This is a genomic window from Salinimicrobium flavum (assembly GCF_042684505.1).
Taxonomy (GTDB): domain Bacteria; phylum Bacteroidota; class Bacteroidia; order Flavobacteriales; family Flavobacteriaceae; genus Salinimicrobium; species Salinimicrobium flavum.
In genome coordinates this window covers 265388-282299 of sequence record NZ_JBHULT010000008.1, presented here as the reverse complement: position 1 = coordinate 282299, position 16912 = coordinate 265388, and the positions used below count along the sequence as shown (strand labels likewise).

At 40.4% G+C, this 16912-nt stretch carries 31 protein-coding genes; all 31 read left to right on the top strand.

Going from position 1 to position 16912, the window contains the following annotated elements:
- Positions 1–10 precede the first annotated feature (10 nt).
- Positions 11–316, top strand: a complete 306-nt coding sequence (gene rpsJ, locus ACFSTG_RS09565) for a 30S ribosomal protein S10 (protein ID WP_010181931.1) — start codon at positions 11–13, stop codon at positions 314–316.
- A 149-nt stretch (positions 317–465) separates the two neighbouring features.
- On the top strand, positions 466–1077 hold the full coding sequence (gene rplC / locus ACFSTG_RS09560; RefSeq protein WP_380751667.1) for a 50S ribosomal protein L3: 612 nt from the start codon (positions 466–468) through the stop codon (positions 1075–1077).
- On the top strand, positions 1077–1706 hold the full coding sequence (gene rplD / locus ACFSTG_RS09555) for a 50S ribosomal protein L4 (RefSeq protein WP_380751663.1): 630 nt from the start codon (positions 1077–1079) through the stop codon (positions 1704–1706). The genes rplC and rplD overlap by 1 nt, the downstream gene beginning before the upstream one ends.
- 5 nt (positions 1707–1711) lie before the next feature.
- Positions 1712–2002 (top strand): 50S ribosomal protein L23, encoded by a 291-nt coding sequence (gene rplW, locus ACFSTG_RS09550; protein WP_029037130.1) that lies wholly within the window; start codon positions 1712–1714, stop codon positions 2000–2002.
- Positions 2003–2011: 9 nt separating this feature from the next.
- A complete protein-coding gene (gene rplB / locus ACFSTG_RS09545) occupies positions 2012–2839 on the top strand; it encodes a 50S ribosomal protein L2 (protein ID WP_380751659.1) in 828 nt (275 codons plus the stop codon).
- A gap of 6 nt (positions 2840–2845) precedes the next feature.
- The gene (rpsS, locus tag ACFSTG_RS09540; protein ID WP_029037132.1) at positions 2846–3124 is read left to right on the top strand and encodes a 30S ribosomal protein S19; all 279 of its coding nucleotides are present in this window, start codon (positions 2846–2848) and stop codon (positions 3122–3124) included.
- A gap of 8 nt (positions 3125–3132) precedes the next feature.
- Positions 3133–3540, top strand: a complete 408-nt coding sequence (gene rplV / locus ACFSTG_RS09535) for a 50S ribosomal protein L22 (protein WP_380751654.1) — start codon at positions 3133–3135, stop codon at positions 3538–3540.
- An 8-nt stretch (positions 3541–3548) separates the two neighbouring features.
- Positions 3549–4271 (top strand): 30S ribosomal protein S3, encoded by a 723-nt coding sequence (gene rpsC / locus ACFSTG_RS09530; protein ID WP_380751651.1) that lies wholly within the window; start codon positions 3549–3551, stop codon positions 4269–4271.
- Positions 4272–4290: 19 nt separating this feature from the next.
- Positions 4291–4710, top strand: a complete 420-nt coding sequence (gene rplP / locus ACFSTG_RS09525) for a 50S ribosomal protein L16 (protein WP_029037135.1) — start codon at positions 4291–4293, stop codon at positions 4708–4710.
- A gap of 11 nt (positions 4711–4721) precedes the next feature.
- Complete coding sequence (rpmC, locus tag ACFSTG_RS09520; protein ID WP_097056535.1) at positions 4722–4913, top strand: 50S ribosomal protein L29; 192 nt, start codon at positions 4722–4724, stop codon at positions 4911–4913.
- Between the two features lie 17 nt (positions 4914–4930).
- Positions 4931–5188, top strand: coding sequence for a 30S ribosomal protein S17 (gene rpsQ / locus ACFSTG_RS09515; protein ID WP_093113468.1), 258 nt, complete (start codon positions 4931–4933; stop codon positions 5186–5188).
- Positions 5189–5190: 2 nt separating this feature from the next.
- The gene (gene rplN / locus ACFSTG_RS09510; protein ID WP_093113467.1) at positions 5191–5559 is read left to right on the top strand and encodes a 50S ribosomal protein L14; all 369 of its coding nucleotides are present in this window, start codon (positions 5191–5193) and stop codon (positions 5557–5559) included.
- A 13-nt stretch (positions 5560–5572) separates the two neighbouring features.
- Positions 5573–5884 (top strand): 50S ribosomal protein L24, encoded by a 312-nt coding sequence (gene rplX, locus ACFSTG_RS09505; RefSeq protein ID WP_380751647.1) that lies wholly within the window; start codon positions 5573–5575, stop codon positions 5882–5884.
- A 2-nt stretch (positions 5885–5886) separates the two neighbouring features.
- Positions 5887–6438 (top strand): 50S ribosomal protein L5, encoded by a 552-nt coding sequence (gene rplE / locus ACFSTG_RS09500; RefSeq protein ID WP_380751644.1) that lies wholly within the window; start codon positions 5887–5889, stop codon positions 6436–6438.
- Positions 6439–6440: 2 nt separating this feature from the next.
- Positions 6441–6710: a 30S ribosomal protein S14 gene (gene rpsN / locus ACFSTG_RS09495; RefSeq protein ID WP_380751642.1), complete on the top strand. Its 270-nt coding sequence runs from the start codon at positions 6441–6443 to the stop codon at positions 6708–6710.
- A gap of 71 nt (positions 6711–6781) precedes the next feature.
- Positions 6782–7180, top strand: coding sequence for a 30S ribosomal protein S8 (gene rpsH, locus ACFSTG_RS09490; protein ID WP_380751639.1), 399 nt, complete (start codon positions 6782–6784; stop codon positions 7178–7180).
- 19 nt (positions 7181–7199) lie between these two features.
- Positions 7200–7742: a 50S ribosomal protein L6 gene (gene rplF / locus ACFSTG_RS09485; protein ID WP_380751636.1), complete on the top strand. Its 543-nt coding sequence runs from the start codon at positions 7200–7202 to the stop codon at positions 7740–7742.
- Positions 7743–7754: 12 nt separating this feature from the next.
- Positions 7755–8111: a 50S ribosomal protein L18 gene (gene rplR / locus ACFSTG_RS09480; protein ID WP_380751633.1), complete on the top strand. Its 357-nt coding sequence runs from the start codon at positions 7755–7757 to the stop codon at positions 8109–8111.
- A gap of 5 nt (positions 8112–8116) precedes the next feature.
- Positions 8117–8641 (top strand): 30S ribosomal protein S5, encoded by a 525-nt coding sequence (gene rpsE, locus ACFSTG_RS09475; RefSeq protein ID WP_380751631.1) that lies wholly within the window; start codon positions 8117–8119, stop codon positions 8639–8641.
- Positions 8642–8652: 11 nt separating this feature from the next.
- Positions 8653–8835, top strand: coding sequence for a 50S ribosomal protein L30 (gene rpmD / locus ACFSTG_RS09470; RefSeq protein ID WP_380751629.1), 183 nt, complete (start codon positions 8653–8655; stop codon positions 8833–8835).
- Positions 8836–8844: 9 nt separating this feature from the next.
- Positions 8845–9297, top strand: coding sequence for a 50S ribosomal protein L15 (rplO, locus tag ACFSTG_RS09465; protein ID WP_380751626.1), 453 nt, complete (start codon positions 8845–8847; stop codon positions 9295–9297).
- An 11-nt stretch (positions 9298–9308) separates the two neighbouring features.
- Complete coding sequence (gene secY / locus ACFSTG_RS09460) at positions 9309–10646, top strand: preprotein translocase subunit SecY (RefSeq protein ID WP_380751624.1); 1338 nt, start codon at positions 9309–9311, stop codon at positions 10644–10646.
- A 1-nt stretch (position 10647) separates the two neighbouring features.
- A complete protein-coding gene (gene infA, locus ACFSTG_RS09455; protein WP_380751621.1) occupies positions 10648–10863 on the top strand; it encodes a translation initiation factor IF-1 in 216 nt (71 codons plus the stop codon).
- A gap of 5 nt (positions 10864–10868) precedes the next feature.
- Positions 10869–10985 carry a type B 50S ribosomal protein L36 gene (gene ykgO / locus ACFSTG_RS09450; protein ID WP_037325435.1) on the top strand — a complete coding sequence of 39 codons (117 nt, stop codon included), beginning with the start codon at positions 10869–10871 and terminating at the stop codon, positions 10983–10985.
- Positions 10986–10987: 2 nt separating this feature from the next.
- A complete protein-coding gene (rpsM, locus tag ACFSTG_RS09445) occupies positions 10988–11362 on the top strand; it encodes a 30S ribosomal protein S13 (RefSeq protein ID WP_380751618.1) in 375 nt (124 codons plus the stop codon).
- 8 nt (positions 11363–11370) lie between these two features.
- Positions 11371–11760 carry a 30S ribosomal protein S11 gene (gene rpsK / locus ACFSTG_RS09440; protein WP_380751615.1) on the top strand — a complete coding sequence of 130 codons (390 nt, stop codon included), beginning with the start codon at positions 11371–11373 and terminating at the stop codon, positions 11758–11760.
- An 87-nt stretch (positions 11761–11847) separates the two neighbouring features.
- On the top strand, positions 11848–12453 hold the full coding sequence (gene rpsD / locus ACFSTG_RS09435) for a 30S ribosomal protein S4 (protein WP_380751612.1): 606 nt from the start codon (positions 11848–11850) through the stop codon (positions 12451–12453).
- Positions 12454–12473: 20 nt separating this feature from the next.
- Complete coding sequence (locus ACFSTG_RS09430; protein WP_380751609.1) at positions 12474–13466, top strand: DNA-directed RNA polymerase subunit alpha; 993 nt, start codon at positions 12474–12476, stop codon at positions 13464–13466.
- An 86-nt stretch (positions 13467–13552) separates the two neighbouring features.
- Positions 13553–14044 carry a 50S ribosomal protein L17 gene (gene rplQ / locus ACFSTG_RS09425; RefSeq protein ID WP_380751606.1) on the top strand — a complete coding sequence of 164 codons (492 nt, stop codon included), beginning with the start codon at positions 13553–13555 and terminating at the stop codon, positions 14042–14044.
- Between the two features lie 148 nt (positions 14045–14192).
- Positions 14193–15305, top strand: a complete 1113-nt coding sequence (gene carA, locus ACFSTG_RS09420; protein WP_380751603.1) for a glutamine-hydrolyzing carbamoyl-phosphate synthase small subunit — start codon at positions 14193–14195, stop codon at positions 15303–15305.
- 165 nt (positions 15306–15470) lie between these two features.
- Positions 15471–16772, top strand: a complete 1302-nt coding sequence (eno, locus tag ACFSTG_RS09415; protein ID WP_380751600.1) for a phosphopyruvate hydratase — start codon at positions 15471–15473, stop codon at positions 16770–16772.
- Positions 16773–16912 lie beyond the last annotated feature (140 nt).

The following is a 16912-nucleotide window of genomic DNA, read 5'->3' as shown; positions in this document are numbered from 1 at the left end:
TATCAGGAAAATGAGTCAGAAAATCAGAATAAAACTAAAATCTTACGATCACAACCTGGTAGACAAATCTGCCGAGAAGATTGTAAAAACCGTAAAAAGTACGGGAGCTGTGGTGACTGGACCAATTCCATTGCCAACTCACAAGAAGATCTTTACTGTATTGCGTTCTCCACACGTTAACAAGAAGTCGAGAGAGCAATTTCAGTTAAGTTCCTATAAAAGACTGCTGGATATTTACAGTTCGTCTTCAAAAACAATCGATGCCTTGATGAAACTTGAATTGCCAAGTGGAGTAGAGGTGGAGATCAAAGTGTGATAAACACAAAGGCCCGATAAGCTGTCGGGTTCATACATGTCCCAAGCGACAGGCGAGGGAAAAACGGAAGAAAAATACATTCAGGATTGGAAGTGTTTTTCAATCCTGAATATTTTTAAGTAAATAATTTAATAACTAATAATTAATTTATGTCTGGGTTAATAGGAAAAAAGATTGGCATGACCAGCATTTTTGACGAGAACGGGAAGAACATTCCTTGTACCGTTATTCAAGCTGGACCATGTGTAATTACCCAAGTCAGAACCGAGGAGGTTGACGGGTACGAAGCTCTTCAACTTGGTTTCGATGACAAAAAGACTGCTAATAATGCTGCCACTGGGCATGCAAAAAAAGCCGGAGCCGCAGCAATGCGCAAAGTCGTTGAATTCAAGGGATTTGAAGGAGAGCACAAATTAGGTGATACCATTACCGTTGAACATTTTACTGAAGGCGAATTTGTAGACGTTTCCGGTATATCAAAAGGTAAAGGTTTTCAAGGTGTTGTTAAACGTCACGGATTTGGTGGGGTTGGACAAGCGACTCACGGTCAGCACAACCGTTTAAGGGCTCCTGGTTCTATTGGTGCGGCTTCATATCCTGCGAGAGTATTCAAAGGAATGCGTATGGCCGGTAGAATGGGTGGCGAAAAAGTAAAAGTAGAAAACCTGAGAGTTTTGAAAGTTGTTGCAGATAAGAACCTTCTTGTTGTTAAAGGAGCGGTTCCAGGACACAAAAACTCTTACGTAATCATTCAGAAGTAATGGAAGTAGCAGTTTTAGATATTAAAGGAAAAGAAACAGGGAGAAAGGCAAACCTTTCTGATGCTGTTTTTGCGATAGAGCCAAACAACCATGCTGTTTATCTTGATGTGAAGCAATACCTGGCCAATCAACGTCAGGGAACGCATAAAGCTAAAGAACGTGCAGAGATCACAGGTTCTACGCGTAAGATCAAGAAACAAAAAGGTACAGGTACTGCCCGTGCGGGAAGTATCAAGTCTCCTATTTTTAAAGGAGGAGGTAGAGTATTTGGTCCAAGACCAAGGAGCTACTCCTTTAAATTGAACAAAAACCTTAAGAGACTGGCAAGAAAATCTGCTCTTTCTCTAAAGGCAAATGACAACTCCATAATAGTTGTAGAAGATTTTTCATTTGATTCTCCAAAGACCAAGAATTTCATAGATGTTCTTAAGGCACTGGGACTTGAGGGTAAAAAATCTTTGATAGTGTTGGGTGACTCAAATAAAAATGTATATTTGTCGTCACGCAATTTAAAGGCCTCAGAGGTTATAAGTGCTTCAGAATTAAGTACTTACAAGATCCTAAACGCTAATAATTTAGTGTTTTTAGAGGGGTCTCTAGAAGGAATTGAGTCGAATCTAAGTAAATAAGCATTATGAGTATCTTAATAAAACCTATTATTACAGAGAAGGCTACGGCAGATAGCGAGCTTAACAATAAGTACGCTTTTGTAGTTGATAATAAGGCGAATAAGATTGAAATTAAAGACGCAGTTGAGTCTGCTTATGGTGTTTCAGTTACAAAGGTTCGTACGATAAATGTCCGTCCAGACAGAAAAACCCGTTACACAAAAACGGGTGTTGTTACTGGTAAAACCAGTGCTTACAAAAAAGCACTAGTACAGGTGGCGGAAGGTGAAACTATTGATTTATATAGTAATCTCTAAGATTAAAAAATGTCAGTTAGAAAATTAAAACCAATCACCCCTGGTCAGCGATTTAGAGTAGTAAACGGATTTGACGCGATTACTACTGATAAGCCGGAAAAAAGTTTATTAGTTCCGAACAAAAGATCAGGAGGTAGAAACAGTCAGGGAAAAATGACCATGCGCTATATTGGTGGTGGTCATAAAAAACGTTACAGGATCATTGATTTTAAGAGAGACAAGCAGGGTATTCCTGCAACTGTCGCTTCTATTGAATATGATCCAAACAGAACGGCCTTTATCGCACTATTGAATTATCAGGATGGCGAGAAACGATATATTATTGCTCAGAATGGACTTCAGGTTGGGCAAAATGTAGTATCTACTGCTGATGCAGGTGCTCCCGAAATTGGGAACGCCATGCCATTGGCTAACATTCCATTAGGTACTATTATCTCTTGTATCGAGTTGAGACCTGGACAGGGAGCTGTAATGGCTAGATCTGCCGGTGCTTTTGCTCAGTTAATGGCAAGAGAAGGTAAATATGCAACCATCAAATTGCCTTCAGGAGAGATCAGGAGGGTATTGGCAAGCTGTATAGCTACTGTAGGTGCTGTTTCAAACAGTGATCACCAGTTGCTTGTTTCAGGAAAAGCCGGTAGAAGCAGATGGTTGGGTAGAAGACCAAGAACAAGACCGGTAGTGATGAACCCTGTAGATCACCCAATGGGTGGTGGTGAAGGTAAATCTTCCGGTGGTCACCCGCGTTCTAGAAAAGGTATACCTGCAAAAGGGTATAGAACCCGATCTAAGACGAAGTCGAGTAATAAATATATTGTAGAACGTAGAAAGAAATAATAAGATATGGCACGTTCATTAAAAAAAGGACCTTACGTTCACTATAAGTTGGAGCAGAAAGTAGCTCAGAATACAGAATCTGGAAAGAAAGCGGTTATTAAGACCTGGTCAAGGGCTTCTATGATCACTCCTGATTTTGTAGGGCAAACTATCGCAGTTCACAACGGACGTCAATTCGTTCCTGTTTATATTACAGAGAACATGGTAGGTCACAAATTAGGTGAATTTTCACCAACAAGATCTTTTAGAGGTCATGCTGGTGCTAAAAATAAAGGTAAAAAATAATTGAAGCTATGGGAGTTCGTAAAAGAGAAAGAGCAGAGCAGATAAAAGAAGCTAATAAGCAAATAGCTTTTGCTAAGTTGAATAACTGCCCTACTTCACCAAGGAAAATGCGCTTAGTTGCGGATTTGGTACGTGGTGAAAAAGTAGAAAGAGCGCTTCATATTTTGAAATTCAATTCTAAGGACGCATCTAAAAGTTTGGAAAAACTGTTATTGTCAGCAATCGCTAACTGGCAGGCTAAGAACGAAGATGCCAGCATTGAAGATGCAGAATTGTTCGTTAAAGAGATCCGTGTGGATGGTGGAAGTATGTTGAAAAGACTACGTCCTGCACCCCAAGGTCGCGCACATAGAATTAGAAAACGTTCCAACCACGTTACTTTAGTGCTTGGAGCTAACAATAATACACAAAGCTAAGTAAGAGTATGGGACAGAAAACAAATCCAATCGGGAATCGCCTTGGTATCATCAGAGGATGGGAATCCAACTGGTACGGAGGAAATGACTACGGCGACAAATTAGCCGAAGACGATAAGATTAGAAAATACATCCATGCTCGTTTATCTAAAGCGAGTGTATCAAGAGTGATCATTGAGCGTACGCTTAAACTTGTAACCGTTACTATCACCACTGCCCGTCCCGGTATCATTATTGGGAAAGGTGGCCAGGAGGTAGACAAGTTGAAGGAAGAGCTTAAGAAGATCACAGACAAGGAAGTTCAGATCAACATCTTTGAAATTAAAAGGCCAGAGCTGGATGCTTACTTAGTAGGTTCCAGTGTTGCAAGACAAATTGAGAATCGTATCTCTTACCGTCGTGCTATCAAAATGGCTATTGCGGCTGCAATGAGAATGAATGCTGAAGGGATCAAAATTGAGATCTCCGGGCGTTTGAACGGTGCTGAAATGGCGCGTTCTGAATCTTACAAAGATGGTAGAATTCCATTGTCGACATTTAGAGCCGACATTGACTATGCTTTAGTTGAAGCTCACACTACTTATGGTAGACTGGGTGTTAAAGTATGGATAATGAAAGGTGAGGTATACGGTAAAAGAGAACTTTCTCCACTTGTTGGCATGGCCAAAAAACAAGGAGGAAAACCCGGAGCCGGACGAGGTGGTGCTAACAAATCACGTCGTAGAAAGTAATTTTTTAAAGTAAAGAAAAATGTTACAGCCTAAAAGAACAAAATATCGCAAAATGCAAAAGGGCCGTATGAAAGGTGTTTCTCAAAGAGGACACAGGCTTTCTAACGGAACTTTTGGTATCAAGTCTTTAGACTCAAATTTTGTGACTGCAAGACAAATAGAAGCTGCGCGTATTGCTGCTACCCGTTATATGAAGAGAGAAGGTTCACTTTGGATCAAAATATTTCCAGACAAGCCTATCACGAAGAAACCACTTGAGGTGCGTATGGGTAAAGGTAAAGGTGCGGTTGAATATTGGGCAGCAGTTGTGAAACCAGGAAGGATCCTTTTTGAAATAGGTGGTGTTCCATTTGATGTTGCAAAAGAGGCCTTGCGCCTTGCAGCTCAAAAACTACCTGTAAAAACTAAGTTCATCGTAGCTAGAGATTATCAAGCTTAATAAGACACGTTATGAAACAATCAGAAGTAAGAGAATTGTCTGTAGCAGAATTACAGGAAGAACTTGGTAAATCAAGAAAAGCATATTCCGATCTTAAAATGGCTCACGCAGTATCGCCATTAGAGAACCCAATACAGTTGAGAACTGTAAGAAGATCTATAGCGCGTATTGCTACAGAGTTAACTAAAAGAGAACAACAATAAGTGTTATTCTGCTGAAAATGGAAAAAAGAAACTTAAGAAAAGAACGTATAGGTGTTGTTACCAGTAATAAGATGATGAAATCAATTGTGGTTTCTGAAACTAAAAAAGTAAAACACCCCATGTATGGAAAATTCGTATTAAAAACGAAGAAATACGTGGCACACGACGAAACAAACGACTGCAACATTGGAGATACTGTAAGGATCATGGAAACTCGTCCTTTGAGTAAATCAAAATGCTGGAGATTAGTAGAAATAATTGAAAGAGCGAAGTAATTATGGTACAACAAGAGTCTAGATTAAGAGTAGCTGACAATACCGGTGCTAAAGAAGTTTTAGTGATTCGCGTATTGGGTGGTACAAAGAAGAGATACGCTTCTGTTGGAGACAAAATAGTTGTCAGTGTAAAAGAAGCTACACCTAATGGAAACGTAAAAAAAGGTGCAGTTTCAACAGCAGTTGTTGTTCGTACCAAGAAAGAAGTGCGCAGACCAGACGGATCTTATATCCGTTTTGATGACAATGCGTGTGTTCTGCTTAACCCAACAGGGGAGATGAGAGGAACACGTGTATTTGGACCTGTAGCACGTGAACTTCGTGATAAGCAATTCATGAAGATTGTATCATTAGCGCCTGAAGTGCTTTAATACAGAAAAGAAAATGAAAAAGCTTAAAATAAAAACTGGAGATACCGTACGTGTAACGGCCGGAGACCATAAAGGTCAGGAAGGTAAAGTGCAGCAGGTATTCCTGGATAAGAATAAAGCAATTGTGGAAGGTGTGAACATGGTTTCCAAACATGAGAAGCCAAGTGCAGCCAACCCACAAGGCGGAATCAAGAAGAAGGAAGCTCCTATTCACGTTTCCAACTTGTCTTTAATTGACAAGAGTGGTGATGCCACCAGAGTTGGATACAGAGAAGAGGATGGGAAGAAAGTAAGGTTTTCCAAAAAATCTAATGAAGTAATTTAGTTATGGCATACTTACCAAGACTTAAACAAGAGTATAAAGAGAGAGTGATCTCTGCTCTTACAGAAGAATTCAGCTACTCTAACGTGATGCAGGTTCCAAAACTTCAGAAGATAGTTTTGAGCCGCGGGGTTGGAGCCGCTGTAGCAGATAAGAAACTTATTGATCATGCTGTTGATGAATTGACAGCTATTACCGGTCAAAAAGCGATAGCGACCATATCTAAGAAGGATGTTGCTTCTTTTAAACTTCGTAAAGGAATGCCCATTGGGGCAAAAGTTACTTTACGCGGAGAGAGAATGTATGAATTTTTAGATCGTTTGATCACCTCTGCGCTTCCACGTGTGAGGGATTTCAACGGAATTAAAGCCACTGGTTTTGACGGAAGAGGAAATTATAACCTTGGTGTAACCGAGCAGATCATTTTCCCTGAGATCGATATTGACAAAGTAAACCGAATCAATGGTATGGATATTACCTTCGTTACTTCTGCCAATACAGATAAAGAAGCAAAATCATTGCTAACCGAACTAGGATTACCTTTTAAAAAGAATTAATTATGGCTAAAGAATCAATGAAAGCCCGCGAGGTGAAGAGACAAAAAATGGTTGATAAGTATGCTGAAAAACGCAAGGCCCTTAAAGAAGCCGGCGATTATGAAGCACTTCAAAAACTTCCTAAAAATGCCTCTCCTGTTCGTTTGCACAACCGTTGTAAATTGACCGGAAGACCCAGAGGGTATATGAGACAGTTTGGTGTTTCCAGAGTAACTTTCAGGGAAATGGCCAACAACGGATTAATTCCAGGGGTTAGAAAAGCTAGTTGGTAGAAATATAAATTGGTTGAAGGTTCAAAACGGGATGGTCCCGCGGCGAAAACCACTTCCGCAAATTGAGATAGATGAATACAGATCCTATTGCAGATTATTTAACAAGAATTAGAAACGCTGTCGCTGCCAACCATCGTGTGGTAGAGATCCCGGCTTCTAATCTTAAAAAGGAAATAACAAAGATATTATTCGATCAGGGATATATTCTTAGTTACAAATTTGATGACAGTACCGCACAGGGAAGCATCAAAATAGCTCTTAAGTATGACAAACTTACTAAAGAGCCAGTGATCAAGAAAATTCAACGAATAAGTAAACCAGGTTTACGTAAATATGCCGGTGCCAATGAACTACCCCGAATCTTAAATGGTTTAGGGATTGCAATTGTTTCTACCTCTCATGGAGTAATGACAGGAAAACAAGCGCAGCAGGATAAAGTTGGTGGTGAAGTATTGTGCTACGTTTACTAATATTTAAAGACGAAAAGAAATGTCAAGAATAGGTAAAAGCCCGATCACAATTCCAGAAGGTGTTACTGTAGACCTGAAAGACGGAGTTGTTACGGTAAAAGGAAAATTAGGAGAGCTTAAGCAGGAGATCCGGGATATCGATGTTAAGATCGAAGACGGAGTGATCACCTTTGAGCGCGAGTCAGATAAGAAAGATCTTAAAGCCAAACACGGTCTGTACCGTGCCTTGATCAGTAATATGATAGAAGGTGTGGCTAACGGCTTCACAAAAGAGCTGGAATTAGTAGGTGTTGGTTACAGAGCGTCAAACCAGGGTCAAAAATTAGACCTTGCTGTTGGGTACTCTCACAACATTGTATTAGATTTGGCCCCTGAAATTAAAGTGGAAACAATTTCTGATAAAGGTAAAAACCCTATCGTGAAATTGACTTCTTACGATAAACAATTGGTAGGCCAGGTAGCTGCGAAAATTCGTTCTTTCCGTGCGCCAGAACCTTACAAAGGGAAAGGTATTAAGTTCAGAGGAGAACAATTAAGAAGAAAAGCAGGTAAATCAGCTTAATAAGTTTAGATTATGGCAGTATCAAAATTAGATAGAAGAAATAAGATAAAGAAGAGAATCCGTAGGGATATTACCGGTACGGGAGAACGTCCAAGAATGTCGATTTTCAGAAGCAATAAAGAGATTTATGCTCAGATCGTTAACGACGTGGATGGAACCACACTGGTTTCTGCTTCATCAAGAGACAAAGATGTTGCTTCTAAAGACAGCAACAAGATTGAACAGGCAGCCTTAGTTGGAAAAGCTATTGCTGAAAAGGCCTTAAAAGCGGGTATCGAAACCATTTCTTTTGACAGAAGCGGATATTTGTACCACGGAAGAGTAAAATCATTAGCAGAAGGTGCTCGCGAAGGAGGACTTAAATTCTAGAAGATATGTATCAGGATTATAAAAACGTAGAACTTGTAAAGCCGGGTGGTCTGGAATTGAAAGATCGTTTGGTTGGTGTGCAACGTGTTACTAAGGTTACAAAAGGTGGTAGAGCTTTCGGTTTTTCTGCTATTGTGGTTGTAGGTGACGAAAACGGGGTTGTAGGCCACGGGTTAGGAAAATCTAAAGAAGTAGCAGACGCTATTTCCAAAGCAGTAGAAGACGCTAAAAAGAACTTGGTGCGTATTCCTTTGCATAAGGGAACCCTGCCACACGAGCAAAAAGGTAAGTACGGTGGAGCAAGAGTATTGTTGTTTCCTGCTTCTGCCGGTACCGGGGTTATCGCCGGTGGTGCTATTCGTGCGGTACTTGAAGCTGTTGGAGTGCATGATGTACTTTCAAAGAATCAGGGCTCTTCAAACCCACACAACGTGGTAAAGGCAACTTTTGATGCTTTGTTGCAATTGAGAAGTGCAGAGACTGTTGCTAAGCAGCGCGGTATTTCACTTGAAAAGGTTTTTAAAGGATAATACAAGGAAAAATGGGAAAGATAAAAGTTACACAGGTTAAAAGTGCCATCAAACGTACTCAAAACCAAAAACGTACTTTGGAAGCTCTGGGTCTTAAGAAAATAGGACAAACTGTAGAGCACGAGAATACGCCAAACATCCTTGGTATGGTAAGTAAAGTAAATCACTTGGTTTCCTTTGAGGAAACGAAATAATAAATTCACATGGATTTAAGTAACTTAAAACCTGCAAAAGGTTCAGTTCAAAGTAACAGTAAACGTGTTGGTCGTGGAGAAGGATCTGGAAAAGGTGGAACCTCAACCAGAGGACACAAAGGTGCCAAGTCACGTTCTGGTTACTCAAGGAAGATAGGTTTTGAAGGAGGGCAGATGCCGCTTCAAAGACGTGTGCCAAAATTCGGATTTACCAACATCAACCGTAAAGAGTACCAGGGGATCAACCTTGATACCCTTCAAACTCTTGTTGATAATGGGAAAGTGAAAGATACTGTTGACATGGGAGTGTTGGTAGATAATGGTCTGGCACGTAAAAACGAATTGGTTAAGATATTAGGTAGAGGAGAATTAAAAGCTAAGTTGAAAATATCTGTTCATAAATTTACTGCCTCAGCAAAGCAAGCTATTGAAGCGGCCGGTGGTGAAGCTGTTACTTTATAATAGATAAGCAAATGAAATTCATCAATACATTAAAGAATATCTGGAAAATCGAGGAACTGAAGAATAGGATTCTGGTTACCCTCGGTTTGTTGTTGGTGTATCGTTTTGGTGCACAGGTAGTGTTGCCTGGAATTGATGCGGCTCAATTAGCTAATTTATCCAGCCAGACAGAAGGTGGACTATTAGGTCTTCTTAATGCATTTACGGGAGGAGCGTTCTCGAACGCTTCTGTCTTTGCTTTAGGGATCATGCCTTATATTTCTGCTTCTATTGTAGTTCAATTGATGGGAATTGCGGTTCCTTATCTTCAGAAACTGCAAAAAGAGGGAGAAAGCGGAAGAAGAAGGATCAACCAGATCACAAGATGGTTGACCATTGCCATTACATTGGTACAGGGGCCGGGTTATATTTATAACCTTTTTGCTACTCTTCCTTCCAGCGCCTTCTTACTTGGTAACAACGTGACCTTTGTAGTTTCTTCTGTGATCATTCTTACCACAGGTACCATCTTCGCGATGTGGCTGGGTGAAAAGATCACTGATAAAGGAATTGGAAACGGGATCTCCCTGTTAATTATGGTAGGTATCATTGCTACCTTACCGCAGGCATTCATTCAGGAATTTGCTTCCAGAGTATTCGAATCAAACGGAGGTCTTATTATGATCTTAATTGAATTGGTGATTTGGTTTGTGATCATTCTTGCAAGTGTAATGCTGGTGATGGCTGTGCGACAAATACCTGTACAGTATGCCAGGAGAACCGCTACAGGCGGATATGAAAAGAACGTTTTTGGTTCAAGACAATATATTCCTCTAAAGCTTAATGCTTCAGGAGTTATGCCTATCATCTTTGCCCAGGCGATCATGTTTATTCCCGCAGCCGTTGCCGGACTTTCACAGTCTGAAACAGCGCAGGGCGTGACTGCAGCCTTTAGTGATATATTCGGGTTTTGGTACAATCTGGTGTTTGCGTTATTAATTATTATTTTTACGTACTTTTACACCGCGATTACCGTACCTACCAATAAAATGGCAGATGACCTTAAACGTAGTGGTGGTTTTATTCCGGGAATTCGTCCCGGTACTGAGACTGCCGAATTCCTCGACAGAATTATGTCACAGATTACCCTACCGGGTTCTGTGTTTCTAGCGCTTATTGCAGTGTTCCCTGCAATTATCGTATCCCTGCTTGGTGTGCAGGCGGGTTGGGCATTGTTCTTTGGAGGTACATCATTGCTGATCATGGTTGGAGTTGCGATTGATACCATGCAACAGGTGAACTCTTACTTGTTGAACAGGCATTATGATGGATTAATGAAAACCGGTAAAAACAGAAAAGCAGTAGCATAATATGGCAAAACAACCGGCGATAGAGCAAGACGGAACGATCATTGAAGCATTGTCAAATGCGACATTTCGTGTCGAATTAGAAAATGGTCACCTGGTGACTGCACATATTTCAGGTAAGATGCGTATGCATTACATTAAGTTGTTACCTGGCGACAAAGTTAAATTAGAAATGAGCCCTTACGATTTATCGAAGGCTAGAATAACTTACAGATACTAATAACTATGAAAGTTAGAGCATCAATTAAAAAGAGAAGTGCCGAGTGCAAGATTGTGCGTAGAAAAGGCAGACTCTATGTGATAAACAAAAAGAATCCAAAATTTAAACAAAGACAAGGGTAGTTATGGCTAGAATTGCAGGTGTTGATATACCAAAACAAAAGCGAGGCGTTATAGCGTTGACCTATATCTTCGGAATTGGAAAAAGCAGGGCTCAGGAGATCCTTAAAGAAGCCAACGTTGAAGAAGGGAAAAAAGTTTCAGATTGGAACGATGAAGAAATCGGACGAATTCGTGAAGCTGTTGGTGACTATAAGATTGAAGGAGAACTTCGTTCTGAGGTTCAATTAAGCATTAAGCGATTAATGGATATTGGAAGTTACAGGGGAATTCGTCACAGAGCGGGACTTCCGTTGAGAGGACAAAGAACCAAAAACAACTCCAGAACGAGAAAAGGAAGAAGAAAAACAGTTGCCAACAAAAAGAAAGCAACTAAATAATAAGTAGGATGGCAAAAGCAAAAGCAACTCAAAAGAAGCGTAAAGTAAATGTTGAGTCTATTGGAGAAGCGCATGTTACTGCTTCTTTCAACAACATTATTATTTCGTTAACCAATAAGAAAGGTGATGTTATCTCCTGGTCTTCTGCCGGTAAAATGGGCTTTAGAGGATCTAAGAAGAACACTCCTTATGCAGCTCAGCTTGCTGCAGAAGACGCGTCTAAAGTGGCTCACGATGCCGGTTTACGCAAGGTGAAAGTATATGTGAAAGGACCGGGTAACGGTAGAGAATCTGCTATCAGATCCCTTCATAATGCAGGAATTGAAGTAACTGAGATTATTGACGTTACTCCTTTACCACACAATGGATGTCGTCCTCCAAAAAGACGTAGAGTTTAATTAATTAGTATAATAAAAGTAAGCAAAGAGATCAGCGAAGGACAGTGACCTTAATTCCACGATCGCTTGCTTTAAATCAAATTTTCAATGGCAAGATATACTGGTCCAAAGACTAAAATCGCCCGTAAATTCGGGGAAGCAATTTTCGGAGACGACAAGTCTTTCGAAAAAAGAAATTACCCTCCGGGGCAGCACGGTAACAACCGTCGTCGCGGAAAGAAATCTGAATATGCTATCCAGTTAATGGAAAAGCAAAAAGCTAAGTACACTTACGGTGTTCTTGAGCGTCAATTCAGAAATATGTTTGAAAAAGCAACACGTGCCCAGGGAATTACCGGGGAGGTGCTTTTACAATTATGTGAGTCTCGTTTAGATAACGTTGTATACAGAATGGGTATTGCCCCTTCAAGACGTGGTGCAAGACAATTGGTTTCTCACAGACACATTACAGTAAACGGAGAATTAGTAAATATACCATCTTACCAGCTTAAGGCAGGTGATGTTGTAGGTGTAAGGGAAAAATCAAAATCCTTAACCGCCATCCAGGAATCCCTGTCTAACTCCAGCGCTGTATATGAGTGGATCACATTTAACAATGAGACCAAACAAGGAACATTTGTTTCTGTACCCGGAAGAGTGCAAATTCCGGAAAATATAAATGAACAATTCATCGTCGAATTATATTCGAAATAATAATTCACAGAAGTCGTAATATGGCAATATTAAATTTTCAGAAGCCCGATAAAGTTATAATGATTGATTCAACCGATTTCGAAGGGAAATTTGAATTTCGCCCTTTGGAACCAGGTTATGGATTAACCGTTGGTAACGCTTTAAGGAGAGTACTCTTATCTTCACTTGAAGGGTTCGCTATTACTTCGGTACGCATCGAAGGAGTAGATCACGAATTCTCAACTATCCCCGGGGTAGTGGAAGATGTAACCGAAATTATTCTAAACCTGAAACAAATCAGGTTCAAGAGGCAAATTGATGAAATAGACAATGAAGCCGTAACAATTTCTGTTTCCGGTCAGGATCAATTGACCGCAGGACACTTTCAAAAATTCATCTCCGGTTTTCAGATCCTGAATCCAGATCTTGTGATCTGTAATATGGATAAGAAGGTGAACTTCAACATGGAGGTGACTGTAGAAAAGGGTAGAGGATATGTTCCTGCTGAAGAGAACAAGAAAGCCAACGCTCCACTTGGGACTATCTATACTGACTCTGTTTACACGCCCGTTAAGAACGTGAAATACAGTATAGAGAACTACAGGGTAGAACAGAAAACCGACTACGAAAAACTGGTTTTTGAACTTATCACAGACGGTTCTATTCACCCAAAAGATGCATTGACAGAGGCTGCCAAAACATTGATCCACCACTTTATGTTGTTCTCAGATGAGCGCATAACTCTGGAGGCTGATGAAATTGCCCAGACCGAAACGTATGATGAGGAATCCCTTCACATGCGTCAACTCCTAAAGACCAAATTGGTTGATATGGATCTTTCAGTAAGGGCATTGAACTGTTTGAAAGCTGCTGAAGTTGATACTCTTGGAGATCTTGTTTCCTATAACAAAAACGACTTGATGAAGTTCCGTAACTTCGGAAAGAAATCCCTGACCGAACTTGAAGAGTTGGTTAACAATAAAGGATTGAATTTCGGAATGGACCTTTCAAAATACAAATTAGACAAAGACTAATATTAGACATGAGACTTTAGATTTGAGACCTGAGAATAAATGAAGCTGTCTTTAAATCTTAATCTAATATCTAACATCTTACAAAAATGAGACACGGAAAAAAAATAAACCACTTAGGTAGACAAACCGCTCATCGCAAGGCGATGTTAGCAAATATGGCTTGTTCCCTAATTGAGCACAAACGTATAAATACCACTGTAGCAAAAGCAAAAGCTTTGAAGCAGTTCGTAGAGCCATTGGTGACCAAATCCAAAGAAGATACTACTCACAACAGAAGGATAGTTTTTAGAAAACTACGCGACAAGCTTGCTATTACTGAGTTATTCAGGGAAGTAGCTCCCAAAGTAGGTGACCGTCCAGGGGGATACACCAGGATCATAAAGTTGGGTAACCGTTTGGGTGATAATGCCGATATGGCGATGATCGAACTTGTAGACTTCAACGAAATCTACAACGTTAATAAGCCTGAAAAGAAGAAATCAACAAGAAGGGCCGGTAGAAGTAAAAAAGCTGCTGAAACCACACCCTCGGCTCCTGAGGCTTCTGAAAACAAAAGCAACGAAGGAAAAGAAGAATAGAATGATATTTTCTTCAAAAATTTTCAAAAAGGATAAGCTCTGTAGCTTATCCTTTTTTTATATTGTATAATCAGATTTTTTCAGCTCCGTTTTTAATTTGGAGTTGAAAAAGGGTAAAATTTATAAGTTTCTAAACCCTATATTTTTTATGAAATACCAAACAAGAAAAAAGGCGATCGTGTTGCTCGAAGACGGAACGATCTTCTACGGAAAGGCAGTAGGAGATAAGGATGGTAAAGCTTTTGGAGAAGTTTGCTTTAATACTGGAATGACCGGTTATCAGGAGATCTTTACAGATCCCTCTTATTTTGGACAGATCATGGTCACCACTAACGCCCATATTGGTAATTACGGAGCGAACGAGAATGAGAAAGAAGCTGAAAATGCTCAAATAGCCGGACTTATCTGTAAGAACTTTAGCTATTATGAATCCCGTCCTTCCGCAGATGAAACCCTGAAGGAATTTCTCGATAAGAGTGACCTTTTTGCCATATCTGATGTTGATACTCGTGCTCTGGTAACCTACATACGTGAAAATGGAGCCATGAACGCCGTGATCACAACTCAATTTGAAGATATGGAAGCCTTGAAAAAAGAACTTTCTGAAGTACCCGATATGAACGGACTTGAACTCTCTTCAAAAGTTTCCACAAAAGAACCCTATTATTTTGGAGTAGAGAATGCAAAATATAAAGTAGCTGTTCTTGATGTTGGGGTAAAAAGGAATATTTTAAAACATTTGGCCAAACGCGATGTGTACTGTAAAGTCTTTCCTTATAATACATCTTATGCAGAGATGAAGGAATGGGGGCCGCATGGATATTTGATCTCTAATGGTCCCGGTGATCCCAAACCGCTTAACGATGCCATCCAGGTTGCAAAAGATATCATGGAAGAGGATAAACCTCTCTTCGGGATCTGTCTTGGCCACCAGATCATCGCCCTTGCCAACGGCATTTCAACTTACAAAATGCATCACGGTCACAGGGGAATCAATCATCCTGTGCTAAACCTTGAGACAGGGAAAGGTGAGATCACCTCTCAAAATCATGGATTCTCTGTTAATGAAGAAGAAACGGCAAATCATCCTGACGTCAGGATCACCCATACCCATCTTAACGACAAGACCATTGCGGGCCTTCGAATGAAGAACAAGAACTGCTTTTCTGTTCAATACCATCCCGAAGCCAGCCCCGGGCCAAATGATGCCCATTACCTTTTTGATGAGTTCATACACAACCTCATTAAAGAAAAAGCTTAAAATAGGATCCCCTCATGTAGGGGATCTTTTTTATTAGGACTATATCGGTTTCGTTAATAAAATTCTCTTAAATGCTTTGAAGTATACCAGGTTGCTTTTACTATTCTTTTAGAGTATTCGTATCTTGCAGGGGCAAAAAAAGATAATTAATTAAAATGTATAGATATGAGTATTATAATAAACATTCACGCCCGTCAAATCTTTGATTCCCGTGGAAATCCTACTGTTGAGGTTGATGTTGAAACCGAAAATGGAGTAGTGGGAAGAGCTGCTGTTCCTTCGGGAGCATCTACCGGTGAGCACGAAGCTGTGGAGCTTAGGGATGGCGGAAAGGATTATATGGGGAAAGGAGTTTCCCAGGCCATTAAAAATGTGAATGAAGTAATTTCTGAAGAGCTTTTGGGCTATTCCGTATTTGATCAAAATTTGATCGACCAGACCATGATCGAAATAGACGGTACACCCAATAAATCGAAATTAGGGGCCAATGCCATTCTTGGTGTTTCCCTTGCCGTGGCTAAAGCAGCGGCAGCCGAACTCAATATGCCTCTTTACCGCTATATTGGTGGAGTGAGCGCAAATACGCTTCCGGTACCTATGATGAACATCATCAATGGAGGTTCACATTCAGACGCACCCATTGCTTTTCAGGAATTCATGGTAATGCCGGTTAAAGCAAAGAATTTTTCCGAAGCATTGAAAATGGGAACTGAGATCTTCCATAATCTCAAAAAAGTACTCCACAAAAGAGGTTTGAGCACTGCAGTTGGTGATGAAGGTGGTTTTGCGCCTACCCTTGACGGAACAGAGGATGCGTTGGATACCATTTTAGAGTCTATCAAGAATGCGGGCTACAAACCGGGTGAGGAAGTTATGATCGCCCTTGATTGTGCAGCTGCTGAATTCTATGAGAACGGAAAATACGATTACACAAAATTCGAAGGAGAGAGCGGGGAGATAAGATCAAGCGAGGAGCAGGCTGAATACCTGGCATCCCTGGCTGAAAAATATCCTATCATTTCAATTGAGGATGGAATGGACGAAAACGACTGGGATGGATGGAAAGCTCTTACCGATAAAGTTGGGGACAAAGTGCAACTGGTAGGAGATGATCTTTTCGTAACCAATGTGGAGCGTCTTTCTAAAGGAATAGACAACAACATAGCTAATTCTATTCTTATCAAGGTCAACCAGATTGGAACCCTGACTGAAACTATTGCTGCAGTGAACATGGCCCATAACGCCGGATACACTTCTGTAATGTCCCACCGTTCAGGAGAGACTGAGGATAATACGATTGCAGATCTTGCCGTTGCGCTCAACACAGGGCAGATAAAAACAGGTTCTGCTTCACGGAGTGATCGTATGGCTAAATACAATCAATTACTTCGCATAGAAGAAGAATTAGGGTCTGTTGCTTATTTTCCGCAGGAAAAAGCCTTTAAGTTTAAAAGGTTTAAAAGATAATACAGAATACCGATAATTTTATAAAAGCCTTTCAATTCTGAAAGGCTTTTTACATTTAGGGTATTTCCTGATACCGGTCATGTTTTATACCAATTAACAATTATACTTTAGGAATCGTATTTAAACCGGAAATCAGGAGG